The organism is Actinomadura rugatobispora, from assembly GCF_042656285.1.
GTDB lineage: Bacteria > Actinomycetota > Actinomycetes > Streptosporangiales > Streptosporangiaceae > Spirillospora > Spirillospora rugatobispora.
This window is the reverse complement of sequence record NZ_JBHSON010000007.1, coordinates 18,135-41,099: the sequence shown is the minus strand read 5'-3', so window position 1 is coordinate 41,099 and position 22,965 is coordinate 18,135. Positions and strand designations below refer to the sequence as shown.

The 22,965-nt window shown below is 73.5% G+C and carries 19 protein-coding genes, 3 tRNA genes and 2 pseudogenes; 8 read left to right on the top strand and 16 right to left on the bottom strand.

Annotated features, from left to right (window positions below):
- Nucleotides 1-15: 15 nt before the first annotated feature.
- From ACFPZN_RS06590 to ACFPZN_RS06580, 3 genes are read right to left on the bottom strand one after another with little or no spacing between them, the layout of a single operon-like run.
- Nucleotides 16-834: an aminotransferase class IV gene (locus tag ACFPZN_RS06590; RefSeq protein ID WP_378281023.1), complete on the bottom strand. Its 819-nt coding sequence runs from the start codon at nucleotides 832-834 to the stop codon at nucleotides 16-18.
- On the bottom strand, nucleotides 722-1,828 hold the full coding sequence (locus ACFPZN_RS06585) for a chorismate-binding protein (RefSeq protein ID WP_378280892.1): 1,107 nt from the start codon (nucleotides 1,826-1,828) through the stop codon (nucleotides 722-724). Before ACFPZN_RS06585 ends, ACFPZN_RS06590 begins: the two co-directional genes overlap by 113 nt.
- Nucleotides 1,825-2,523, bottom strand: a complete 699-nt coding sequence (locus ACFPZN_RS06580; RefSeq protein WP_378280891.1) for an ArsR/SmtB family transcription factor — start codon at nucleotides 2,521-2,523, stop codon at nucleotides 1,825-1,827. Before ACFPZN_RS06580 ends, ACFPZN_RS06585 begins: the two co-directional genes overlap by 4 nt.
- A gap of 130 nt (nucleotides 2,524-2,653) precedes the next feature.
- Between ACFPZN_RS06580 and ACFPZN_RS06575 the strand changes: the two genes are divergently transcribed.
- From ACFPZN_RS06575 to ACFPZN_RS06565, 3 genes are all read left to right on the top strand, one after another.
- Nucleotides 2,654-2,725: transfer RNA gene (locus ACFPZN_RS06575), tRNA-Gly, on the top strand.
- Nucleotides 2,726-2,751: 26 nt separating this feature from the next.
- A tRNA-Cys gene (locus ACFPZN_RS06570) sits at nucleotides 2,752-2,822 on the top strand.
- Between the two features lie 31 nt (nucleotides 2,823-2,853).
- Nucleotides 2,854-2,925, top strand: a tRNA-Val gene (locus tag ACFPZN_RS06565).
- A gap of 562 nt (nucleotides 2,926-3,487) precedes the next feature.
- Here ACFPZN_RS06565 and clpB read toward each other — a convergent pair.
- From clpB to ACFPZN_RS06520, 9 genes are all read right to left on the bottom strand, one after another.
- Nucleotides 3,488-6,127, bottom strand: coding sequence for an ATP-dependent chaperone ClpB (clpB, locus tag ACFPZN_RS06560; protein ID WP_378280890.1), 2,640 nt, complete (start codon nucleotides 6,125-6,127; stop codon nucleotides 3,488-3,490).
- 2 nt (nucleotides 6,128-6,129) lie between these two features.
- Complete coding sequence (locus ACFPZN_RS06555) at nucleotides 6,130-6,438, bottom strand: chaperone modulator CbpM (RefSeq protein ID WP_378280889.1); 309 nt, start codon at nucleotides 6,436-6,438, stop codon at nucleotides 6,130-6,132.
- Nucleotides 6,438-7,406: a DnaJ C-terminal domain-containing protein gene (locus ACFPZN_RS06550; protein ID WP_378280888.1), complete on the bottom strand. Its 969-nt coding sequence runs from the start codon at nucleotides 7,404-7,406 to the stop codon at nucleotides 6,438-6,440. Before ACFPZN_RS06550 ends, ACFPZN_RS06555 begins: the two co-directional genes overlap by 1 nt.
- Complete coding sequence (locus ACFPZN_RS06545) at nucleotides 7,406-7,924, bottom strand: nucleotide exchange factor GrpE (protein WP_378280887.1); 519 nt, start codon at nucleotides 7,922-7,924, stop codon at nucleotides 7,406-7,408. The genes ACFPZN_RS06550 and ACFPZN_RS06545 overlap by 1 nt, the downstream gene beginning before the upstream one ends.
- A 4-nt stretch (nucleotides 7,925-7,928) precedes the next feature.
- A complete protein-coding gene (gene dnaK / locus ACFPZN_RS06540; RefSeq protein ID WP_378280886.1) occupies nucleotides 7,929-9,815 on the bottom strand; it encodes a molecular chaperone DnaK in 1,887 nt (628 codons plus the stop codon).
- Nucleotides 9,816-10,038: 223 nt separating this feature from the next.
- Nucleotides 10,039-10,506 carry an Hsp20/alpha crystallin family protein gene (locus ACFPZN_RS06535; protein WP_378280885.1) on the bottom strand — a complete coding sequence of 156 codons (468 nt, stop codon included), beginning with the start codon at nucleotides 10,504-10,506 and terminating at the stop codon, nucleotides 10,039-10,041.
- A gap of 198 nt (nucleotides 10,507-10,704) precedes the next feature.
- The gene (locus tag ACFPZN_RS06530; protein ID WP_378280884.1) at nucleotides 10,705-11,670 is read right to left on the bottom strand and encodes a YbgA family protein; all 966 of its coding nucleotides are present in this window, start codon (nucleotides 11,668-11,670) and stop codon (nucleotides 10,705-10,707) included.
- Complete coding sequence (locus ACFPZN_RS06525; RefSeq protein ID WP_378280883.1) at nucleotides 11,667-12,164, bottom strand: RNA polymerase sigma factor; 498 nt, start codon at nucleotides 12,162-12,164, stop codon at nucleotides 11,667-11,669. Before ACFPZN_RS06525 ends, ACFPZN_RS06530 begins: the two co-directional genes overlap by 4 nt.
- Before the next feature lie 118 nt (nucleotides 12,165-12,282).
- Entirely contained in the window at nucleotides 12,283-13,215 is a 933-nt protein-coding gene (locus tag ACFPZN_RS06520; protein ID WP_378280882.1) for a MerR family transcriptional regulator, read from the bottom strand.
- A 119-nt stretch (nucleotides 13,216-13,334) separates the two neighbouring features.
- On the opposite strand from ACFPZN_RS06520, the gene ACFPZN_RS06515 reads away from it, so the two are divergent.
- Nucleotides 13,335-14,633, top strand: a complete 1,299-nt coding sequence (locus ACFPZN_RS06515) for a cryptochrome/photolyase family protein (RefSeq protein WP_378280881.1) — start codon at nucleotides 13,335-13,337, stop codon at nucleotides 14,631-14,633.
- A gap of 37 nt (nucleotides 14,634-14,670) precedes the next feature.
- Here ACFPZN_RS06515 and ACFPZN_RS06510 read toward each other — a convergent pair.
- Nucleotides 14,671-14,886 (bottom strand): annotated as a pseudogene (locus ACFPZN_RS06510) (SAM-dependent methyltransferase); the annotation flags it as partial.
- Nucleotides 14,887-15,244: 358 nt separating this feature from the next.
- Here ACFPZN_RS06510 and ACFPZN_RS06505 point away from each other — a divergent pair.
- A pseudogene (locus tag ACFPZN_RS06505) lies at nucleotides 15,245-16,182 on the top strand (SAM-dependent methyltransferase).
- 15 nt (nucleotides 16,183-16,197) lie between these two features.
- On the opposite strand, the gene ACFPZN_RS06500 reads toward ACFPZN_RS06505, so the two are convergent.
- Nucleotides 16,198-17,772: an amidohydrolase family protein gene (locus ACFPZN_RS06500; protein ID WP_378280880.1), complete on the bottom strand. Its 1,575-nt coding sequence runs from the start codon at nucleotides 17,770-17,772 to the stop codon at nucleotides 16,198-16,200.
- Between the two features lie 113 nt (nucleotides 17,773-17,885).
- Nucleotides 17,886-18,494, bottom strand: a complete 609-nt coding sequence (locus ACFPZN_RS06495; protein WP_378280879.1) for a TetR/AcrR family transcriptional regulator — start codon at nucleotides 18,492-18,494, stop codon at nucleotides 17,886-17,888.
- Nucleotides 18,495-18,571: 77 nt separating this feature from the next.
- Between ACFPZN_RS06495 and ACFPZN_RS06490 the strand changes: the two genes are divergently transcribed.
- A complete protein-coding gene (locus ACFPZN_RS06490; RefSeq protein ID WP_378280878.1) occupies nucleotides 18,572-20,428 on the top strand; it encodes a cellulase family glycosylhydrolase in 1,857 nt (618 codons plus the stop codon).
- Between the two features lie 13 nt (nucleotides 20,429-20,441).
- On the opposite strand, the gene ACFPZN_RS06485 is transcribed toward ACFPZN_RS06490, so the two are convergent.
- Nucleotides 20,442-21,140, bottom strand: coding sequence for a TetR/AcrR family transcriptional regulator (locus ACFPZN_RS06485; protein ID WP_378280877.1), 699 nt, complete (start codon nucleotides 21,138-21,140; stop codon nucleotides 20,442-20,444).
- Nucleotides 21,141-21,235: 95 nt separating this feature from the next.
- Here ACFPZN_RS06485 and ACFPZN_RS06480 point away from each other — a divergent pair, with 95 nt between their 5' ends.
- Nucleotides 21,236-21,979 (top strand): SDR family oxidoreductase, encoded by a 744-nt coding sequence (locus tag ACFPZN_RS06480; protein WP_378280876.1) that lies wholly within the window; start codon nucleotides 21,236-21,238, stop codon nucleotides 21,977-21,979.
- A 77-nt stretch (nucleotides 21,980-22,056) separates the two neighbouring features.
- Nucleotides 22,057-22,650, top strand: coding sequence for a TIGR04222 domain-containing membrane protein (locus ACFPZN_RS06475; protein WP_378280875.1), 594 nt, complete (start codon nucleotides 22,057-22,059; stop codon nucleotides 22,648-22,650).
- Nucleotides 22,651-22,965: the final 315 nt, after the last annotated feature.

The window sequence follows — 22,965 nt, the reverse complement described above, 5'->3', positions numbered from 1 at the left end:
CGCGGAGCGGGCGCGTCAGGGATCCATCAGCTCCGCGGAACGGGCCTTGAACGCCTCCATCGCCTTGGCGGTGACCGGGCCGGGCGCCGCGGGCAGCCCCGTTCCGTCGACCAGGCCGATCGGCTGGACGTCACGGGTCGTGGAGGTCAGGAACGCCTCCTCGGCCCGGTACAGGTCCTCCAGCGGGAGGTCCTCCTCCTCGGCGCCGAACCACTCCAGCACCAGCGCCCTCGTCACCCCGGCCAGGCAGCCCGACGACAGCGGCGGCGTGACCAGCCGGCCGCCGCGGACCACGAAGATGTTGGTGCCGGTGCCCTCGCACAGGTTCCCGGCCAGGTTCCCGAAGATCGCCTCGCCGCCGCCGCGCTCCTTGGCGTAGGCCAGCGCCAGCGCGTTCTCCGCGTACGAGGTCGTCTTCAGCCCGCTCAGCGCGCCCCGCTCGTTGCGCGGCCACGGCACCACGGTCACCGCCGCCGTCGCGGGGAACGGCTTCTGCTCCGCCGCGATGATCGAGAGGGTCGGCCCGGCGGTCCCCCGGTCGGACCCGAGCGGCCCGTACCCGCTGGTGTAGGTGATCCGGAGACGGGCCAGCGGCCACTTGGGCGCCGCGGCCAGCACCTCCAGGGCGCCGTGCGCCAGCGCGTCCTGGTCGGGCTCGGGCAGCCCCAGCCCGGCCGCCGAACGGGCCAGCCTCCGCAGGTGCCGGGTGAGCGCGAACGGCTCACCGTTGGTGGCCTTCACCGTCTCGAAGACCCCGTCCCCCACCAGCATCCCGTGGTCGAACACCGACACCAGCGCCTGGTCGGGATCGAGCAGGTCCCCGTTGAGCCAGATCTTGCCCCGCACCGCCGCCACCGGCAGCCACCTCCAATAGCCGAGCCGCCTTCAGCTCGGTCTCGCGCCATTCACGGGCCGGCTCGGACCCCCAGGTGATCCCCGCCCCGGTACCGAACCGCAGCAGGCCCTCCTCGGCCCAGAACGTCCGGATCCCGACCGCCAGGGCCCCGCGCCGGGAGTCCGCGTCCACCCAGCCGATGGCCCCACAGTACGGCCCGCGGGGAACAGGTTCGAGCGCATCCAGCAAGGCCAGCGCGCTCGACTTCGGCGCGCCGGTGACCGAACCGGGAGGAAACGTGGCCGCCACCAGCTCCGGCCAGCCGCTCCCCGGCGCGAGCCGCGCCCGGACGGTCGAGACCAGGTGCACCAGCCCCGGATGCCGTTCCACCGCGCACAGTTCCGGCACCGTCACCGACCCGACCCCGGCCACCCGGCCCAGATCGTTGCGGACCAGATCCACGATCATCACGTTCTCGGCCCGGTCCTTGGGCAGCAGGTCCTGTTCGGTACGGCCCGTCCCCTTGATCGGACGCGACTCCACCACCTCCCCCTCCCGCGCCAGATACAGCTCCGGGGAGGCGCTCGCTATCTCGACGCCGGGCAGCCGGAGGGTCATCGCGTACGGCGCCGGATGCCTCTCCACCAGCCTCTGACCCAGCCCCGCGATGTCCGCGTCCCGTCCCATGGGCGCACTCAGGACCCGGCACAGATTGGCCTGGTAGACGATGCCCTCCCCGATGGCCTCCCGTATGCGTTCGACCCCCTGCATGTAGGCCGCCTCGTCCAGCGACGTGATCCACTCGCCTGGCGGCGCCCAACGTCCCCTGGGATGAGGCCCCTGCCTTACATGCTCGAACCGGGCACAGGTGACCTTGCCCTCGTAGGTGACGACGACCGCCCACCAGCCCCGCGACTCCAGCGCGCCGGGATCGGAGGTCAAATCCACCAGCCCGGTGGCCAGCCGGCCCCCGACGTAGGCGAACTCGTTCACGGCAGGACGCACCCGAACGAATCGGCCAGCCCCTTGTCGCCGGCCTCGGTCACGCACAGCCCGCGGCCCTTCCCCCGTTCGAGCCACTCCAACTCCAGGAACCGCGACAGCAGGGCAGCCCCCAGCGCCCCGTTCAGATGGGGCCGCCGTTCCGTCCAGTCCAGGCACTCCCCCGCGAACCGCCGCCGCGCCCGCCGCAGGCCGCCGACGTCGATCCCCAGCTCGCCGAACCGCTCCTCGCCCTTCACCGTCGCGTCGAACGACGCCGCCCCCCGCGCGGCCGCCTCGATCAGACCGCCCCCGATCAGCGCCGCGTACAGGGCGACACCCGCCTCACCGGCCAGATGGTCGTAGCAGCTGCGCGCCCGGTGCAGCCTGCGCGCCTCCCTCGACTGCCGCAGACTCCGCACCTCCACCGCGGGGCTGATCCGGCTCAGCGCCTCGATGACCTCCGCCACCTCGGGGCCCGCCAGCCGGTAGTACCGGTGCCGCCCCTGGCTGATCACGGTCACCAGCCCGCCGTCCAGCAGCCGCCCCAGGTGCGCGCTGGCCGTCTGCGCGCTCACCCCCGCCGTCCGCGCCAGCTCCCCGGCCGCCAGCGGCCGCCCGTCCAGCAGCACCGTGAGCATCGCCGCCCGCCCGCGGTCCCCCATCAGGGCCGCGACCGGCGCGATGTCCGCCTGATAACCGGTCATATGTCCGACCCTAGGCGGCTCACGCTTCGACGCCGCTCGAACCACCCCCGTAATCCAGTTTGGGGAAGCGGCCGGGACACGCTAATGTTCTTCCCGTCGCCGCAAGGGGCCCCGGCCCCGAGCAGCACAAGCGGAAGTGGCTCAGGGGTAGAGCATCACCTTGCCAAGGTGAGGGTCGCGGGTTCAAATCCCGTCTTCCGCTCTGAGGTGAGGCAACAGTCTCGCTCTGGTGGAGTGGCCGAGAGGCGAGGCAACGGCCTGCAAAGCCGTGTACACGGGTTCAAATCCCGTCTCCACCTCAACGAACGCGCCCCTGCGGGGCACGCTCGCGGGCGATTAGCTCAGTGGGAGAGCGCTACCTTGACACGGTAGAGGCCACTGGTTCAATCCCAGTATCGCCCACTCGATCCCTGGGCCCAGTGTGGTCGGAGACTGCGTCTCCTTCCCCGCTGGGCTCTCGTCGTGTTGGCCCAGGGGGCGACCCCCTGGAACCCCCGGTGTGGTCGCTCCGCTCCCACGGCCCGTGGTCCGGTCCGAGGCCCGCCTCCCTCCCCACTGGGCTCTCGTCGTGTTGGCCCAGGGGGTGACCCTCTGGAACCCCCGGTGTGGTCGCTCCGCTCCCACGGGCCGTGGTGCGGTCCGAGGCTCCGCCTCCCTCCCCGCTGGGCTCTCGTCGTATTGGCCCAGGGGGCGACCCCCTGGAACCCCCGGTGTGGTCGCTCCGCTCCCACGGGTCCGTGGTCCGGTCCGAGGCCCGCCTCCCTCCCCACTGGACCCTCGCCGTGTTGACCCCGGGGAGCGAACTCACCCCCACGTGCACGGTGGTCTCACGGGCGACAGGGGGCTGGTTCAGCCGCGCCGTTCGAAGGTGAGGCGGGTCAGGATGCTCACCGGGCACGAGCTGTCCGATCCCGAGAGGCGGTTCGACCTCGAACTCGCCACCCGGGCTCGCCGCGCTGCGCCTCTAGGACGCGGCGTCCTCGGAGGCCGGGGCCGGAGGCTCCAGGCCGACGGCCAGCTCGCCGTGCCGCGCGTCGACCCGCACCACCATGCCGTCCCGGACCTCCCCGGCGATCAGCGCGCGGCCGATCCGGGTCTCCACCTCGCGGGCGATGAACCGGCGCAGCGGCCGCGCCCCGTACACGGGGTCGTAGCCCTGCGCGGCGATGACCCGGCGGGCCTCGCCGGTCACCTCCAGCCCGATCCGGCGGTCGGCGAGCCGGGCCCGCAGGTCCTCGAACATCAGGTCCACGATCCGCTCGATCTGCGCCTCGGTGAGCGGCTTGAACAGCACGATGTCGTCCACCCGGTTGAGGAACTCGGGGCGGAAGCGGGCGCGCAGCTCGGCCATGACCCGGCTCTCCGCCTCCGGCTTGACCTCGCCGTCCGCAGTCACCCCGTCCAGGAGGTGGCCGGACCCGATGTTGGACGTCATGATCAGCACGGTGTTGCGGAAGTCGACCGTGCGGCCCCGGGAGTCGGTGAGGCGGCCGTCGTCGAGCACCTGCAGCAGCAGGTTGAACACGTCGGTGTGCGCCTTCTCGATCTCGTCGAACAGGACCACCGAGTACGGCTTGCGGCGGACGGCCTCGGTGAGCTGCCCGCCCTCCTCGTAGCCCACGTACCCGGGCGGGGCGCCGACCAGCCGGCTCACCGTGTGCCGCTCCTGGTACTCGCTCATGTCGATGCGCACCATGTTGTCCTCGGTGTCGAACAGCGCCGCGGCCAGCGTGCGCGCCAGCTCGGTCTTGCCGACGCCGGTCGGCCCCAGGAAGATGAACGACCCGATCGGGCGGCGCGGGTCCTTGATGCCCGAACGGGCCCGCAGGATCGCGTCCGCCACCGCCTGGACCGCCTCGTCCTGGCCGATGACCCGCTCGTGCAGGATCTCGTCCAGCCGCAGCAGCTTCTCCCGCTCGCCCTCCTGCAGCCGGCTCACCGGGATCCCCGTCCAGCGGGACACGATGCCCGCGATCTCGCCCTCGGTGACGACCTCGCGCAGCAGCCGCCGCCCGCCCTGCTTGGCGGCCAGCCGCTCCTCCTCGGCCCGCAGCCTGCGCTCCAGCTCGGGCAGCCTGCCGTGGCGCAGCTCGGCCGCCCGGCCGAGGTCGTAGTCGCGCTCGGCCCGGTCGGTCTCCTGCTTGACCTGCTCCAGTTCCCGGCGCAGGTCCTGGACGTGCCGCAGCGACCGCCGCTCGGCCTCCCACTGGGCGCGCATGGCGTCGGCCTCGGCGCGCGCCTCCCGCAGCTCCCCGCGCAGGTCCGCGAGCCGGTCCCGGCTCGCGGCGTCGTCCTCCTTGGCCAGCGCCGCCTCCTCGATCTCCAGCCGCATCACCCTGCGGGTGAGCCCGTCCAGCTCGGACGGCATGGAGTCGATCTCGGTGCGCAGCATCGCGCACGCCTCGTCGACCAGGTCGATCGCCTTGTCGGGCAGGAACCGGTCGGAGATGTAGCGGTGGCTCAGCGTCGCGGCCGCGACCAGCGCCGCGTCCTGGATCGTGACCCCGTGGAAGACCTCCAGCCGCTCGCGCAGGCCGCGCAGGATGGAGACGGTGTCCTCGACCGAGGGCTCGTCCACCAGCACCGGCTGGAAACGGCGCTCCAGCGCCGCGTCCTTCTCGATGTGCCTGCGGTACTCGTCGAGGGTGGTCGCGCCGATCATGTGCAGCTCGCCGCGGGCCAGCATCGGCTTGAGCATGTTCCCGGCGTCCATCGCCCCCTCCGTGGCGCCGGCGCCCACGACCGTGTGGAGCTCGTCCACGAACAGCAGGATGCGGCCCTCCGCGGCGCGGACCTCGCCCAGGACGGCGCGCAGCCGCTCCTCGAACTCGCCCCGGTACTTCGCCCCGGCCACCAGGGCGCCCATGTCGAGGTTGAAGACCGTCTTGTCCTTGAGCCCCTCGGGGACGTCGCCGTGCGCGATCCGCTGCGCCAGGCCCTCCACGATCGCGGTCTTGCCGACTCCGGGGTCGCCGGTGAGCACCGGGTTGTTCTTGCTCTTGCGGGACAGGATCTGGATCACCCGGCGGATCTCCGAGTCGCGCCCGACCACCGGGTCCAGCCTGCCCGCCAGGGCGTCGGAGACCAGGTCGCGCCCGTACTTCTCCAGCGCCTCGTAGGCCTGCTCGGGCGTGGCCGAGGTCACCCGCTGGTGGCCGCGGACCCCGGTGAGGGCCTCCAGGAACCGCTCGCGGTTCAGCCCGTGCCGCCGCAGCAGCCGCTCGGACGCGGTCCCCGGCCCCTCGTCCAGCAGCCCGATCATGAGGTGCTCGACCGAGACGTACTCGTCCTTGAGCCGGCGCGCCTCGCGCTCGGCCGCGTCCAGCAGCCGCGCCAGGCGCTGGGTGACCAGCACCTGGCCGGGCTGCGCCGCCGGCCCGGTGACCTTGGGGCGCCGCCGCAGATCGTCCTCCAGGTCGGCGCGCAGCAGGCCGGGATCGGTCCCGGCCTCGTCGAGCAGCCGCGGTACGAGGCCGTCCCCCTGGTCCAGCAGTGCCAGCAGCAGGTGCTCCCCGTCCACCTCGGTGTGGCCGTGCTCGAGCGCCTTGCTCTGCGCCTCGCGCAGGGCCTCCTGGGACTTCTGCGTCAGCCGGTCGATGTCCACGATCATCCTTCCGAGTCGGGTCCGGGTCCGGCGCGGAGCGCCTCCTCCAGGACGGCGATGCGGTCGAGCAGGTCGATGACCAGGCCCAGGGCGGTGTAGTTGAGCGAGAATCCCGCGCGCAGCCTGCGGACGCGCGCCATCCGGGCGACCTGGGCGGGCGCGAACCACAGCCGCCCGTCCGGGCCCTGCCGGGCGTCCAGGACGCCCAGCACCACCAGCCTGCGCACCAGGTCGGGATGGGTGCCGGTGGCGCGCGCGAACGACTCCAGGTCGAGCGCGGCCGGGCGGACATGGACGATGGCGTAGGGCATCAGCGCCTCCGCGGGTCGAAGGACGAGGCGGCGGCCAGCTCCTCGAACAGCCGCCGCTCCTCGCCGGTGAGCTTCCCGGGCACCAGCACGCGCACCCGGGCGTACAGGTCGCCCGGCGCGCCGCGCGGATCGGGCAGGCCGCGCCCGCGCAGCCGGAGACGCCGGCCGCTCGACGAGCCGGGCGGCACGCCGACCTTGGCCTCACCGCCGGGGGTGTCCACCGGCGCGGTGGTGCCCAGCGCCGCCTCCCACGGCGCGAGCGGCAGGTCGACGTGCAGGTCGCGGCCCTCGACCCGGTAGCGGGGATGCGGGGCGAGGCGGACGACGAGGTACAGGTCGCCCGCCGGGCCGCCCTCCATGCCGCGGCCGCCCTGCCCGGCCAGCCTGATCCGCTGCCCGTCGGTGACCCCGGGCGGGATGGCGACGTCGACGGTGCGCCGCCGGGAGCCGCCGCCCAGGGTGAGCGTCCGCCTGCCTCCCCGGTACGCCTCCTCGACCGTCACCTCCAGCTCGGCCTCCTGGTCGGCGCCCGGCGCGGGGCCGCCCCAGCCGGCCCGGCCGGCCCTGCGACCGCCGAAGAGGCCGCCGAGCAGGTCCTTGATGCCGGCACCCTCGAAGCCGCCTTCGTACCGGCCCCCTTCGTACGCGCCGCCCTCGAAGCCGCCGCCGAAGCCGCCGAACGGGCCGGCGCCCGCCCCGGCGCGGGCACGGGCCCAGGTCTCCGGGTCCACGTCCTCCGGGACGCGCTCGAAGTCGGGGCCGAAGGCGTCGTAGCGGCGCCGCTTGTCCGGGTCGGACAGGATCGCGTACGCCTCGGAGGCGTCCTTGAAACGCTCCTCCGCCTCGGGGTCCTTGTTGACGTCGGGGTGGTGCTCGCGGGCGAGCCCGCGGTAGGCCCGCTGGATCTGCGGCTGGTCGGCGTCCCGGGGCACTCCCAGCACCTCGTACGGGTCGCGGACCGGTGCCATCAGCCGTCCTCTTCCGCCGCCACGACGACCATCGCGGGACGCAGCTGCCGCTCCCCGTCGCCGTAGCCGGGCTGGACGACCTCCACCACGGTGCCGGGCGGCGCGCCCGTCCCGGCGCGGGTGCCCACGGCGGCGTGCCTGGACGGGTCGAAGGGCACGCCCGACTCGTCGCGGCGCGGGTAGCCCAGGCGGTCCAGCAGCCCCACGGCCTGGTCCCGCACCGCCCGGACGCCGTCGATGACGGCGTGCGCGTCGGATCCGGCGTGCGCGAGCGCGCGTTCCAGGTTGTCGAGGACCGCCAGCCATTCCGTCGCCACCCGGGCGCGTTCCCGTTCGCGCTCGCGGTCCAGGTCGCGGGCGGCCCGCTTGCGGGCGTTGTCGAGGTCGGCGAGGGCGCGGCGGCGCAGGTCCTCCAGTTCCGCGACCCGCTCGTGGGCGTCGGCGAGCGCGGGATCCATCGTGGTCTCGGGCTCGGCGTTCCCGGGGCGGTCGTCCCGCGTCCCGTGCTCCCCAGCCACGGGATCAGTCCGACGTGGTGAACTCGGCGTCGATGACATCGTCGCCGCCTCCGCCTTCGTCTCCGGTGCCGGTTCCCGAGGGGCCCGTCCGGCCGGATCCGCCCGCGGCGCCCAGGCCGTGGTAGAGCTGGCGCAGTTCGCCGCTCAGTGAGCGCATCCGGTCCAGCGGCGCCTCCTCCTTGACCGCCTGCCGCGCGTCGCCGACCAGCATCCCGGCGCGCGCCCGCTCGTGCTCGGGCACCGCGTCGCCCATCTCCTGGACGCGGTGCTCGACCTGGTAGGCGGCCGAGTCGAGCTCGTTGCGGGCGTCGATCAGCTCGCGCAGCCGGGCGTCCTCGTCGCGGTGCCGCTCCGCCTCGGCGACCATCCGCTCGATCTCGGAGGTGTCGAGGTTGGCGCTCTCGCTGATGGTGATGGTCTGCTCGGCCCCGGTGTCCCTGTCCCGCGCCGCGACGTCGAGGATCCCGTTGGCGTCGATGTCGAAGGTCACCTCGATCTGCGGCTCACCGCGCGAGGCGGGCCGGATCTCGCCCAGCCGGAAGCGGCCCAGCACCCGGTTGTCGGCGGCCCGCTCGCGCTCGCCCTGGAGCACCACCACGTCCACGGCGGTCTGGTCGTCCTCGGCGGTGCTGAAGGTCTCGGTCCGCCGGGCCGGGATCGTGGTGTTGCGCTCGATGACCTTGGTCATCACGCCGCCGAGGGTCTCCAGCCCCAGCGACAGCGGGGTGACGTCCAGGAGCAGGACGTCCTTCACCTCGCCCTTGAGCACGCCCGCCTGGATGGCCGCGCCCAGCGCCACGACCTCGTCGGGGCTGACCGTGAGGTTGGGCTCCTTGCCGCCGGTCAGCCGGCGGACGAGCTCCTGCACGGCGGGGATCCGGGTGGAGCCGCCCACCATGATCACCTCGTCGATGTCGTCGGCGGTGACCTTGGCGTCGGCCATGGCCCGCTTCACCGGGCCGGTGCACCGCTCCACCAGGTCCGCGGTGATCTGCTCGAACGTCGAGCGCATCAGCGTGGTGTCGAGATGCTTGGGGCCGCTCGCGTCGGCGGTGATGAACGGCATGCTCACATGCGTCCGGGTGACCGACGACAGCTCCACCTTGGCCTTCTCGGCCGCCTCGAAGAGCCGCTGCAGCGCCTGCGGGTCCTCGCGCAGGTCGATCCCGTTCTCGCGCTTGAACTCCTCGGCCAGGTGGTCCACCACGCGGCGGTCGAAGTCGTCGCCGCCCAGGTGCCCGTCGCCGGAGGTGGCGCGGACCTCCACCACGTCGTCGCCGATCGACAGCAGGCTCACGTCGAAGGTGCCGCCGCCCAGGTCGAACACCAGCACGCTCTCGTCGGCCCGCTTGTCCAGCCCGTAGGCCAGCGCCGCCGCGGTCGGCTCGTTGATGATCCGGAGCACCTCCAGGCCGGCGATCCGGCCCGCGTCCTTGGTCGCCTGGCGCTGGGCGTCGTTGAAGTAGGCGGGCACCGTGATCACGGCCTCGGTGACCTTCTCCCCCAGGTACCGGCCCGCGTCCTCCGCCAGCTTCCGCAGGACCAGCGCCGAGATCTCCTCCGGCGCGTAGGTCCGGCCGCGCACGTCGAAGCGCACCGCCCCGTCCGGCCCCTCCACGACGTCGGCGGACACCGCCCTCATCTCGCTGGTGACCTCGTCGTACTTGCGGCCGATGAAGCGCTTGGCCGAGGTGATCGTCCCCTTCGGGTTGAGGATCGCCTGGCGCCGGGCCAGCTGGCCCACCAGCCGCTCGCCCTGCTCGGTGAAGGCCACCACCGAGGGCGTCGTGCGCGCGCCCTCGGCGTTGGGGATCACGTTCGCCTGGCCGCCCTCCATCGCGGCGATGACCGAGTTCGTCGTGCCGAGATCGATTCCGACTGCCTTCGCCATCGCTCCGTACCCTCCTCCGGTTCCGTTCCCGGCGGTTCCGGCGCCCCGAGCCCTCCGCCCGGCGCCCGCACCTCCCAGGGTCGGCACGTTCCCGCGCCGTCCACATCCCCCGACCTGACGGGCCCTTCCGCACGGCTCCGGCGGCCGCACGGATCCGGCGGCGTGCGCGGCCGGTCAGCCGCGGTCCGCGGCCACGCCGGCACGCGTGGCCGCGGGCGGGCGGTCAGCGGGAGACCTCGATGTGCTTCGGCTTGGCGGCCTGGGCCTTGGGCAGCGTCAGGGTCAGCACGCCGTGCTCGAGCTTCGCCTCGACCCTGTCGGCGTCCACATCGCCCGGCAGGACGCCGCTGAACTCGAACCGGCCCACCTTGCGGGTGCGGCGGCGGAGCTTGGCGCGCTCCTTCTCGACGATCTCCCCGGCGACCGTCAGCTCGCGGTCGTTGAGCTGGATGTCCAGGTCCTCCCTGTGCACGCCGGGCACATCGATCTCGACCATGTAGGCGTCCTCGCTCTCGGACACGTCGGCGGCCGGGATCCAGGGTCCCTCGACCTGCGCCTGGACGCCCGGGGGCAGCCCGAAGGCGAGGTTCAGGAGCTGGCCCATCTGGTCGTGCAGCTCCTCGAACTGGCGGGCGGGGTCGTACACGGCGACGTTCCTGCCGCCGGTCCGGCGAACGGGTTGCTGCGTCATCGCGAAACCTCCTTCGCTGGGGTGCCCGGGCAGGCACCCCCTCCTCGCCCTCGATGCTCGCCGGACCCGCGTGGGGGCCACATCCTCAATCCGAGTAGTTCCGGGGCGGCGGCGGAGGAACCACCCGGCCTGAGGACGCGCGTCAGCGTGATCGGTGACGCGGTCGACGTTGGAGCGGTTCCGGCGGCGCCTGCCGCGTCAGAGGTGGTGGCGGAGGACGAGATCGGCGGGGAAGGGGTCCAGGTAGGTCTGCCGGGCCAGGTAGTCGTGGTCCTCGCCTTCGGCGTGGTGGCGGAGCAGGGCGATCGGGACGCTCAGCGGCGCCTCGCCCCGGCGGTAGGCCTCGATCGTGGTGACGATGTCGTGGCGCCGGGTCCGGTCGAGCCGCTCGCTCAGGGGGCCCAGGACGTGCAGGAGCGCGTTGCCGTGCCGCCCGCGCCCGGCCCGGACGGCGAAGGCCTCGCCGAAGGCGCGGCGGTAGTCGGCCTCCAGCCTGCCGCGGTCCCGCACGCCCGCCCGCGCGACGATCCGGCCGGTCGTCCGGTAGCCGGCCGGGTCGTGGGCGAGGATCTGCAGCTTGTGCCTGCTGTGGAAGTCGACGAGGTCGCGGGGGCGCCAGTCGCCGTCGAAGAGCTCGCGCAGCCTGGCCTGGGCGAAGACGCGTTCGATGAAGTGCTCGCGCAGCACCGGGTCGCGCAGCCGCCCGTCCTCCTCCGCGGGCAGGTCGGGAAGCGCGTCCTGGACGAGCCCGGCCCACACGCCGCGGCCGCGGCGGTCCACCGGCTGCCCGTCGGTGCGCTCGCCCGGCCGCCCGGAGGCGTAGCGGGGCAGGCCGAGCAGCCCGCAGCTGGGCGAGCGCGATTTCAGGACATAACCGTCGATGTCGGTGAGGTCGGAGATCCTGCCCCGCGCCAGGCCGGTCATCGCGTCGGTGTGGTCGGCGGCGCGGTCCTTGGTGACGAGGCGGCCGCCGGTGAGCAGGCGCAGGGTGGGCCTGGGCGCGCCCAGGCCGATCTCCATCTCCGGGCAGACGGGCACCCAGTCCACGTGCGGCGCGAGCGCTCCGGTGAGGAAGCGGTCCCGGCTGTGGCCGCTGTTGTAGCGGACCGGGGCGCCCAGGAGGCAGCTGGACACCGCGAGCCGGGGGCGCGGGTGGGCGCTCACAGGAGTGTTCCCAGCCTGCGGAGCCCGCGGGTGGTGCGGGCCTTGACGGTGCCGAGCGGGATGGCCAGCCGGTCGGCGATCTCCGGCTGGGTCAGCTGCCCGAAGTGGGCCAGGACGAGCGCCTGGCGCTGCGGCGCGGGCAGCCTGCCCAGGGCCTCGCGCACGTCGCAGGCGATGTCGATGGCCGGGGTCTCGTCGCGGATCCGGGCGTCCTCCTCCAGGGGCACCGTCCGGCGGGAATGGCGGGCCTCGGCGCGCAGCCGGTCGATGGCGCGCCGGCGGGCGATGGACAGGACCCAGGGTTCCAGGGCGCGGGACGGGTCGTAGCGCCCCCGGGACTGCCAGACCTCCAGGAAGACGACCTGGACGACGTCGTCCACGGCGTGGCCTGGCACCAGCCTGGCCGCGACGCGGCGGACGAGCGGGCCGAGCGCGCCGTAGCACTCGGTCAGCGCCGCCTCGTCGCCGCGTGCGAGCCGCTCTCCGAGAGTCATCGTCCACCCCTCCGCGATAAACCGCTTCAAAACTTGTTCATAGTCGAAGAGTGGGGGCGTGCGCAACCGAGGGTGGGCAAAAGAAGCGGAATGACCTGCCTGGATCAGGACAAACGGGTCAGGACGACCCGCTGGCGGACTCCAGCTCGGCGACGGCCTCGGGCAGGCTGGCGACCACCCGGACCGCCTCCGGCAGCCGGTCCCCCGCCCAGCCCGGCCCGCCGATCACGAGCCTGACCGCCGGGCGCGCCCGGGGAAGATCGTCCAGCCAGCCGGGGTCGCCGGTCTCGGCGATCTGCGACCAGACGAAGACGGCGCACGGGCCGCTCCGCCGGATGGCGGAGGCCAGGGCCCGCGGCGGCACCCGCGCGCCCAGCAGCCGCACGGCGACGCCGGCCTCCGACAGCGCGGCGGCCAGCGCGTACACCGGCAGGCTGTGCTGCTCCTCGGGAGCGCACGCGAGCAGGACGGGCCGCGTGTTCAAGGGCGACGCCGGGGGCGGCACCTCGGCCAGGCACTCCAGCAGCACCCCGGACAGCAGATGCTCCACGTCCACGCAGTCGCCGGTCGCGGCGTGCTTGCGGCCGATACCGTCGAGGACGGGCACGAACAGCCCGTCCCAGGCCCGCACGACCCCGTCGCGCTCGAGCGCGCTCCGCACGGCGCGGGCCATCGCCGGGGCGTCCAGCGCCATCGCGGCCCTGGCCAGGCCGCGGACCTCCGTGGACCGCGCGGTGCCCGGCTGCTCGCCGACGGGGATCCGGTTGCCGCCGGCACCGTGGGCCCGCGGCGCCGGCGATCCGGCGGGCGGCGCCTCCAGCGCCACCCGGGCGGCCTCGCCCGGCGGGGCGCCCTCCAGGATCAGCCGCTGCATGATCTCCAGCCGGGCGACGTCCGCGGGGGCGTACCGGCGGTGGCTGCCCGAACTGCGGCGGCTGGGGCCGATGCCGTACCGGCGGTCCCAGGTGCGCAGCGTGGACGCGGCCACGCCGAGGCGCTGCGCCACCGCGCCCACGCCCAGCCCGGCCTCCTGGTCCGGGGGCCCGCCCAATGCGCCTCCTGTCCCGCTCGTCGACTCCCGGTCGCAAAGCGTACGGTCTACCAGGTGTTCGGCGGGAACGATCGCACCGGACGCATCCGGGCGCGGGCCCCGTCCCGAAGAACCGGGTGATGGAGACCTCGCTCATGCTGTTCACCCGGGACCTGCGGATACGCGACAATCCGGCGCTGGCGGCGGCGTGCCGGGCGGACCGGGTCGTGCCCCTGTTCGTCCTCGACGACGCGATCCTGGACGGGCGGTTCGCCGCGCCCAACCGCGTCCGCTTCCTGCACGACAGCCTCGCCGACCTGCGGGAGTCGCTGCGCGGCCTGGGCGGCGACCTGGTCGTGCGGCGCGGCGACCCGGCGGCGCAGGTCGCGCGGCTGGCCGGGGAGACGGGGGCGCGCACCGTGTTCCTCGCCGACGACCGGTCGGCGTACGCGACGCGGCGGCTGGCGGCGCTGCGCGGCATCGCCCCCGGTCTGGAGGTGACGGCCTGCCCGGGGGTCACGGTGGTCCCGCCGGGGGCCCTCACCCCGGCGGGCGGCGACCACTACCGGGTGTTCACGCCGTACTGGCGCGCCTGGTCCGCGGCACGGCACCGGCCGGTCGCGGACACGCCCCGGAAGCTGCGCCCGGCCCCGGGTGTCCGGCCCGGAGCGCTGCCGCGCCTGGCCTCCCTGACCTCCGGAACGCCCTCCCCCGACCTGGCCGAAGGCGGGGAGCGGGCGGGACGCGCGCGCATGGAGGCCTGGCTGGCCCAGGACGCCGCGGACTACGACGACGTCCACGACGACCTCGCCGCCGACCGCACCTCGCGGCTCAGCCCGTACCTGCGGTTCGGCTGCGTCTCCCCGCTGGAACTGGCGAACGCCGTGCCCGAGGGGCCGCGGCGGCAGCTCGCCTGGCGGGACTTCCACCACCAGGTCGCCGCGGCCTTCCCCGACCTCCCCCGGCGCGACTACCGGCCGCGCGGGCGGCGCTGGAACCGGGACGAGGACGCCCTGGCCGCCTGGCGCGACGGCAGGACCGGCGTCCCGATCGTGGACGCGGGGATGCGCCAGCTGCGCCGCGAGGGGTTCATGCACAACCGCGCCCGCCTGATCACCGCCTCGTTCCTCACCCGGAACCTCGAGGTCGACTGGCGGGAGGGGCTGCGGCACTTCGGCGACCTGCTGGCGGACGGCGACATCGCCGACAACGCGGGCAACTGGCAGTGGGTGGCCGGAACGGGCAACGACACCCGCCCGAACCGGGTCATGAACCCCCTGCGGCAGGCGGCCCGGTTCGACCGTTCGGGCGACTACGTCCGCCGGTACGTCCCCGAGCTCGCGGACCTCGAGCCGCCGCGCGTCCACCGGCCGTGGACCCTTCCGGCGGCGCGCCGGCGCACGGTCGACTACCCGCCGCCGATCGTCCATCTGGAGTGAGGCCCGGCCCGGCCGGCCAGGCGGTCAGCGGGGTGCCGATATCGAGGAACTTCCTGACCCCGGACTTCACCAGGTGCCGGACGGCCCGTTCCAGAAAGGCCCGGTTCTCCCGGGCGATGGCGCGCAGTTCGGGCGGCGCCTTGAGAGCGGCGTCGGCGGCCGTGCGGACCCGGCGAGAAGACCGTATAGCGAATGGCCTGCGATGTGAGGCGATTGGCCCGCGAAGATCGGACTCGGCGGCGGGACGGGCCATTCTCCCGCCGGCGCGTCGCCGGTCGAAGGGATCGCGCCGGCGAAATCCCTTCGCCCTTCGTCGCCGGCCGGGCCGCGGGCCTGGCCGGCGACTGTGTTCGTCGTCCTTCACCGGCCGGTCAGGCGTGCGCGGACCGCCTGGTCCGCGTCTCCGGAACGGCGACCAGGAGACCGGCGACGAGCGCGACCCAGTCCTGCCAGCGATACCACTTCCTGTCCATCGAGCACCTCCTCGCCCGAATGGCTTTACCTGCGCTTTTCAGTGTCGTACCGATCGAATCGCCGGTCAATCGGGTGGCCCGGCCGAAATTCCGCTAATTCGGGTCGCGGCGGCCGGATCGTCCGCAAAAGATCACGCGGTGCGGGCGGAAGGAGTACGGTTTCCGGTGAAACGCCGAGTCCCGGAACCGGAACGTCAACGGGGGAAACGCTCAGTGACCGACAGCCAGAGCCCCGCCCTGCCCGGAACTCCGAGCGACGTGCCGACCTCGGCGCGCGCCTACGGATGGCTGCTGGGCGGCAAGGACAACTACGAGGTCGACCGGCAGTTCATCAGGACTCAACTCGAACATTTCCCGGCGGGCCTGGACATCACCCGGCAGAACCGGCTGTTCCTTTACCGGGCCGTCCGGTACCTGACCCTCGAAGCGGGAATCCGGCAGTTCGTCGACATGGGCTGCGGGCTCCCCACCGACAGCAACGTCCACCAGGTCGCCCAGGGCATCGCCCCCGGCGCCCGCGTCGTGTACGTCGACATCGACCCGGTCGTGCTCGCGCACGGCCGCGCGCTGCTGTCCGACAACGCCACCACCGCCGTCATCACCGCCGACATGCGCGACCAGGAGAGATCCTGGCGCACCCGGACCTGCGGCGGCTCATCGACTTCGACGAGCCGGTCGCCGTGCTGTTCCTGTCGGTCGGCCACCACCTGCCCGACGCGTTCGAGCCGCGCCGCGTGCTGACCGCGATCCTCGACCGGGCGGCGCCGGGCAGCCACCTGACGTTCTCCCAGGTGGTGTGCGAGGACCCGGCGGAGGGCGCGCTGATGACCGAGCGCGTCACCGCCGCCGGCATCCCCTGGCAGACCCGCACCCCGGCCGAGGTCGACCGGTTGCTGTCCGACCTGGATCCGGTGGAACCGGGCCTGGTGAACCTGGAGCGGTGGCGCCCCATGGACCTGCAGCCGCCGCTCCCGCCGGTGCCCGCCGAGATCGCCCGGTACGAGGGCGCCTCCAGGCTCGACCCCAAGGTGTACGAGTACGGCGGCGTCCTGCGCAAGCGCGTTCAGGGCGGGTGACACCGCCGGCGCGGGTCAGCCGGCGGGGAGGCAGCCGCAGGCCGGCAGCGCGGGCGAGCGCAGCGTCGAGGCCACCGGCTCCTCCGCGGCGGCCTCGACGCCGGCCAGCATCCGTGCGCGCTCCTCGCGGGTGATGAGACGGCCCTTGGTCACCACGGAGTCGATCCGCCGGACGTTGCGGATGTCGGCCAGCGGGTCGGCGTCCAGGATCACCAGGTCGGCGACCTTGCCCCGGGCGACCGTGCCCATCGTCGCCTCGCGGCCCAGGAAGCGCGCGGCGTCCCGGGTCACCGTGCGCAGCGCCCGCATCGGGGTGAGCCCCGCCTCGACCAGCAGCTCCAGCTCGTCGTGGATGCCCGAGCCGGGGAAGCAGTAGGGGTTCCCGCAGTCGGTCCCGGCCAGGAGCCCGACGCCCGCGCGGTCCATCGCCCCGACCAGATCCAGCCGGAACCGCAGGAAGTCGCGCTGCCGGACGATCTCCTCCGGCGTCGACGGCGCGTAGACCCTGACCGCGCTCGCCCATCCGGGACGCAGGTCGCGGGGGATGTACTTCAGGCGCGGATCATCGGCGAAGGTGTCGGCCGGCGAGGACATCACCCGGTTGACCGTCAGCGTCGGCGACTGCCAGGAGCCGTTGCGGACCCACCGGGCGAACATCCTCGCGGCCTTGCCCGGGCTGTAGGTGGCCGCGGCCTGCCGTTCCAGTTCCCGCATCGTCTTGAAGAACGCCCGCGGATCGGCCGGGTCCATCGGCGTCCCGTCCATGATCGCGCGGAACTCCGCCTCCCTGCTCGACAGCGGGACCGGGATGCCGTGCAGATGCTCGAAGCTGCGCATGCCCGCGTCGCTCACCTCGCCGACCGGCATCCGGTACACGTGGTGCCCGGCGAAGGGCAGGCCGACCCGGCGCGCCTCGTCGGCGACCGCCTCCAGGCACTCGCGGCTCAGATACGAGTAGATCTTGATGAAGTCGGAGCCGTCCTCCTTGGCCCGGCGCACCGCCGCGCGCGCCTCCGCGGCCGTGCCCACCAGTTCCGCGGGCGGTCCGAGCAGGGTGACGGGCCCGTCGATGATCGTGCTGGCCATCACGATCCGCGGGCCGGGCAGTTCGCCGCGGTCGATCCGCTCGCGCACCGCGCGCACCTCGGGGTAGCCCCACATCTCGCGGATCCCGGTGACGCCGTTCGCCAGGCACAGCGGCGGGACGATCTTCTCCAGGACCGTCCAGTGGGTGTGCATGTCCCACAGGCCCGGGACGACGAACCTGCCGCGCGCGTCCACGACCCGGGCGCCCGCCGGCAGCGGCACCTCGCGCCGCGGGCCGACCCACGCGATGAGGTCGCCGACCAGCACCACGGTGGTGTCGCGCCGCGGGGGCGCCCCGGTGCCGTCGATCACCGTCGCGCCGTTCAGCACGAGCACCTCGCCCCGCCGCATCGCGGCCCGCGCCTGCGCCGCGGGGATCAGGGGCAGCGCGCCGCCGGCCGCGAGGCCCGCGCCCAGCCCCGCCCCCGCCAGCGACAGCCAGCGCAGGAAATCGCGCCGACCGGCTTCGGTCCCGTTCCCCTCGTGCGTGCTGTCGCTTCCCAACGCCACACCCTCCTCAGGCCGGTACGCCGATCTTCCGACCAGCAAATCCCGGAGGCGCGGCGACGGTCCTGGAGATCGGAGCGTTGGCCGGTTCCCGCCACTCCGCCCCGGCCTCACCCGTCGGTGCGGGACGCCTCCTGCGGGGGGCCGGTGATGAGCGCGGCCAGGGCGGTCGCGAACCGGGCGGGGTCGATGCCGGCCGGTGGACGGCCGAAGAACTCCGAGGACAGGTGGTATCCGGTGAGGGCGGAGACCACGACGGCGAGCAGCGCGTGCGGGTCGTCGTGGCCGGGCGCGCCCGGCAGGTCCCGTGCCAGGTGGTCGGCCTCCTCGGCGATGCCCTGGTCCAGGAGCGCGCTGCGGACGGTGCGGGTGAGCTCGGGGAACCTGCCGTGCTCGCGGGCGAGCAGCGTGATCAGCGGCCTGATCCGGGCGAGGTAGTCGAGCTGCTGCAGGAGGCGGCGGGTGAGCGCGTCGCGGGGGTCGGCGGTGACGGGTCCGCGTTCGAACGCCTCGCGGTGCCGCCGGGCGCGGTCCAGTTCCCGTTCGAAGACGCTCCGGAACACCTCCTCCTTGGACCGGAAGTGCCGGTAGAAGCTGCCGCTGCCGGGAGAGAGCCCGGCCAGCTCCTCGATGCCGGTGACGGTCGTGCCGCCGAAGCCGCGCTCCTGGATCAGCTCCAGGGCGGCGTCCAGGATGCGCTCGCGTGTGGTGGATGGCACGGAGGCAAGATAGCTCTTGCGTGTGCAAGAAGATTCTTGCACAGTGGAGCCCCGCCCCAGGCGAAAGGCTCCCGCCCATGCCCGCGCTCCGCGCCGCCCTCGCGATCGTCTCGGCCGCACTCCTGGCACTCACCCCCGCACCGGCCCTCGCCGCGCAGGAGCAGGGCACCGTCGTCGTCTCCCCCCAAGGGGGGCGCTGGGTGTTCCGGGACGGCGACGGCCGCGAGGTCACGCTGCGCGGCTTCAACGTCTCGGGCAGCACCAAGCTGTACGAGAACGGCCTGCTCCCGTTCCGCGGCACGGCCGACGCCGCCAGGTCCGCGCAGGCGATGCGCGACCTGACCGGCGCCAACGCGATCCGCTTCCTGATCAGCTGGGAGGGCGTGCAGCCGGCCCCCGACCGGATCGACCACGCCTATCTCGACCGGGCCGCCGCGCAGATCAGGGCGTTCACCGACCGGGGCTTCCGCGTCCTGCTGGACTACCACCAGGACCTGTACTCCTCCCACCTGTTCAACGCCGGCAGCTGGTACACCGGTGACGGCGCCCCCGCATGGGTGATCCGGGCCGGGAACTATCCGAAGGAGTCCTGCGGCATCTGCCTGCTGTGGGGGCAGAACATGCAGAACAACGCGGCCGTGCGCCAGGCCGCCCGCGACTTCTGGCGCAACCGGGTCCTGACGACGGCGGCCGGGCCGGTCGGCGTCCAGGACGCCTTCCTCACGCAGGCCAAGGCGACCATGACCCACCTCAAGCAGAAGCTCCCCGCGCAGGCCTTCGAGAGCATCATCGGGTTCGACCCCTTCAACGAACCCTTCGACGGCGGCCTGGACGGCAAGAGCGGCCTGGAGTGGGAGAAGACCCATCTGATGCCGTTCTACCAGCGCTTCCGCACCGCCATGGACGAGGCGGGCTGGACGGCCAAGCCCGCCTTCGTCGAGCCGCTGGTCTTCTGGAACACCACCTTCTTCGAGGAGGGCGGCATGGCGTCGGTCGGGCGCCTGGGTCCCCGGATGGTCTTCAACAGCCATTACTACGACGGGGCGCGGATGACCCTCGACCCCACCCCGGCGTCCGACGGGACCTACGACGCGCCGATGAACGAGATCCGGCAGCGGGCCGCGGAACTGGGCACCGCGCCGCTGGTCTCGGAGTTCGGCAACAAGCTCTCCGGGTCGGGCAGCGACCGCACCCCGTGGATGATCCGGGCGATGTACCAGGCGATGGACTACGGCGTCCCCGGCCGGAACTGGTGGAACGGCCCGGCCGCCGGCGGGCAGGTGCTGTCGGCGATGCAGTGGCACTGGGACGTCTACAGCGGCCGCCACCACGAGTTGATGAACGGCAACCCCGACAAGGTGCAGACCGAAGGCGACGGGTGGAACGACGAGGACCACTCGGTCGTGGCCGCCGACGACGCGGGCAACGTCACGCTCCGGCTGGACCCGCGCGTCCTGGACCGGCTCTACCCCTCGGCGGTGAACGGCGAAACCCTGGCCTTCGCCTACGAGGACCTGGCGCGCTCCGGGGCGGGACGGCAGCAGGCCTGGCTGACCGTGCCCTCGTCCCTGCCCAACGTCGCCGCGCTGGTCAAGGACCGCCAGTTCGGCGTACTGGTGTGGAGAGGGTCGGCCACCGCGGCGTCCACCGACCTGCACCTGCCGCGGTCGTTCGCGCCGGCGGGCACCACCGTCGTCAGCGATCTCGGCACGTTCGACGGCGTCCCGGGCTCGGGGCCGGTCAAGGCCACCCGCGAGGTCGGCGCCGAGTCGGCGCACCGGCTGCAACTCACCCCTCCGGCGGACACCGCCGGGACGCCGCACTTCGCCCTCATCGTCAGCACCGCCACCGCGACGCCCGAGCGACTCGCCGCGGCCCGCGCCGAACTGGCCGCCTGGACAGGCCGCCACTTCCCTCCCGGCTCGACCGGGTGAGGTGGAACCGGCCTCAACCAGCGGGGCGCGTGAGCCGGTCCAGCCATTCGCCGAGGAGGACCTTCTCGGCGGGGGTGAGCGCCTCCATGGCGGGGAGTGCGGCCTTGAGCGCGACCGCGTGGGGAACCGGCGAGGGGGCCTCCGCGACGATGGCGCCGCCGGTGGTCACGGCGGCGAGGACGGCCTCGCGGCTACGGGGTGACAGGTGCGGATCGCGATGCCCGGGCCCGGCGGCGATCAGCGTCAGGGTGACCCCGCACCCGGCCGAGTGGATCATGCGGGCGGCCTCGTCGACGCCGACGCGGAGCCGTCCGGCCTCGGCGACCCGGTGGACGAGGCCCGCCAGGATCTCGCCCGCCTCCCTGGCGGCCGGCGGCTCCACCCCCGGACGCGGATTGCCGTACAAGAGCGTGTAGAGGGCCGGGTGGGCGAGGCCGAACTCCACGTGCAGGTCCCACCCGCGGCGCAGGTCCTCCACCGGATCGGCCGCGTGCTCCCGCTGGGTCTTGGTGCGCAGGTACTCGGCGATGCCGTGGCTGGTCACCGCGTCGAGCAGCCCCTGCATGTCGCCGAAGAGGCGGTAGATCGCCGGGGGCTGGACCTTGGCCGCCGCGCTGACCGCCCGGGTGGAGACCGCCTCGCGGCCGCCCTCCTCGAGCAGTGCGGCCGCGGCCCGGACGATCCGCTCCCGCGCGGTGTTCTGCGTATCCACGATATCGACGATACCAACCAGGCGTTATCGTCGTTTGACGTATCATCGATACCATGATTCCATTACCAGCGCTACCGCACGAAGGGACCGTGTTCATGAGCACCGCAACCCAGCCCCAGCGCGTCGCGATCGTCACCGGCGGATCCCGGGGCATCGGCCGGCAGGCGGCGCAGCGCCTGGCCGCCGACGGCCAGGCCGTGGTGATCGCCTACGCCGGCAACGACGCCGAAGCCGAGAAGACCGTCACCGAGATCACCGCGGCGGGCGGCCGGGCGATCGCCGTCAGGGCCGACGTCGCCGACGAGAACGCCGTCGCGGAGCTGTTCGACACCGCCGAGCGCGCCTTCGGCGGCGTCGACGTGGTGGTCCACGCCGCCGGCATCATGCTCCTGGGCACCGTGGCCGACCTCGACCTCGACGCGCTCGACCGCATGCACCGCACCAACATCCGCGGCACCTTCGTGGTCGACCAGCAGGCCGCGCGGCGGGTCCGCTCCGGCGGCGCCATCATCAACTTCTCCACCTCGGTGACCAGGCTCGCCCTGCCCTCCTACGCGGCGTACGCGGCCGGCAAGAGCGCCGTCGACGCGATCAGCCTGATCCTCGCCAAGGAACTGCGCGGCCGTGACATCACCGTCAACGCCGTCGCCCCCGGCCCCACCGCCACCGCCCTGTTCCTGGACGGCAAGGACGAGGAGACCGTCGACCGGATGGCGAAGATGAACCCCCTGGAGCGCCTGGGCACGCCCGGCGACATCGCCGAGGTCGTCTCCTTCCTCGCCGGCCCCGCGCGCTGGATCAACGGCCAGACCGTCTACGCCAACGGCGGCATCGCCTGACACCGAACGGCGCGTGGCCGCACGCGGCCAAAAGCGTCTCCGGACACATCGCCCGTCCGACCGCAAACGATCATGAGGTGATCACGAGAAGCGAGAGGACGGTACGCATGGCTGGGGAGCTGGACCTCTACGAGGCCGCCTACCTGCGCGGCGGCGCGGAGCGCGTCGTCATGGTGGCCCTCGCCGCGCTGCGCCGGCAGGGCGGGGTGACCGTCACCGTCGCCAGGCCCAGGGTCACGGTGCTGGAGCACCGCGCGCAGGACCCCGTCCAGCGTGCGCTCCTCGACGCGGTTCCCGGCAAGGGCATGACCCTGCCCAACCTCGTCCAGAAGCTCGCCGAGTCCCCCGAGATCAAGGAGATCGCCGCCGGCCTGCAAGACCGGAACCTGCTGCGCCGCTCACGGCGCGGAGGGCGCCCGGTGCTGTCGAGGAACGGCCGCCGCCGATCGGAGGAACTGGCCGATTCGCCACCCGAGGGATACCGGATGGCGGTCCTGGGCGTCGAGGGGATCGACGACGATGACGACCTGCGCCGGATCTTCGCCCCTCGCCAACAGACGCGCCGGACCTGGTACGGCGGAACCGTCACCTACGACACCACTCCCCCAGCCCGGAACTACGGCGGCGGTAGCGACGACTCCGGAGGCGGAGGAGGAGGCGGCAGCGACTGAACCCCGACCAACCGCCCCCGACCCGCAAGCCCACCACGAGCCCTAGCCAACCCGACCTCAAGCTCCCCCGGCCTCCCCGCCAAGCCTCCGCTACGTTGGCCAACCCCCAACCGAAGACTCCTCTTACCGTGCCCTAGAGCCACAACCTCCCCCGCAGCGCTGGCACCCCCGGCGCCACAACCAGCCACGGGCCGCTGGCCGACCGACACGGAACCTCAAGCCCCGCACACCCATAGTTGATCCCGAACCACAGGCACCGCCGCCCCAAGCCCGAGGTACCCCCACGGCCTGAGTCACAGGGGCCCCCGTGGCCTG

Bases quoted from the DNA above. Each gene is read 5' to 3' on its own strand.
- ACFPZN_RS06480 (WP_378280876.1), top strand. From the start codon at position 21,236: ATGAGCACCGCAACCCAGCCCCAGCGCGTCGCGATCGTCACCGGCGGA.
- dnaK (WP_378280886.1), bottom strand. From the start codon at position 9,815: ATGGCGAAGGCAGTCGGAATCGATCTCGGCACGACGAACTCGGTCATC.
- ACFPZN_RS06580 (WP_378280891.1), bottom strand. From the start codon at position 2,523: ATGACCGGTTATCAGGCGGACATCGCGCCGGTCGCGGCCCTGATGGGG.
- ACFPZN_RS06550 (WP_378280888.1), bottom strand. From the start codon at position 7,406: ATGGCACCGGTCCGCGACCCGTACGAGGTGCTGGGAGTGCCCCGGGAC.
- ACFPZN_RS06525 (WP_378280883.1), bottom strand. From the start codon at position 12,164: ATGACTCTCGGAGAGCGGCTCGCACGCGGCGACGAGGCGGCGCTGACC.
- ACFPZN_RS06515 (WP_378280881.1), top strand. From the start codon at position 13,335: ATGGAGACCTCGCTCATGCTGTTCACCCGGGACCTGCGGATACGCGAC.
- ACFPZN_RS06490 (WP_378280878.1), top strand. From the start codon at position 18,572: ATGCCCGCGCTCCGCGCCGCCCTCGCGATCGTCTCGGCCGCACTCCTG.
- ACFPZN_RS06555 (WP_378280889.1), bottom strand. From the start codon at position 6,438: ATGCCCTACGCCATCGTCCATGTCCGCCCGGCCGCGCTCGACCTGGAG.
- ACFPZN_RS06535 (WP_378280885.1), bottom strand. From the start codon at position 10,506: ATGACGCAGCAACCCGTTCGCCGGACCGGCGGCAGGAACGTCGCCGTG.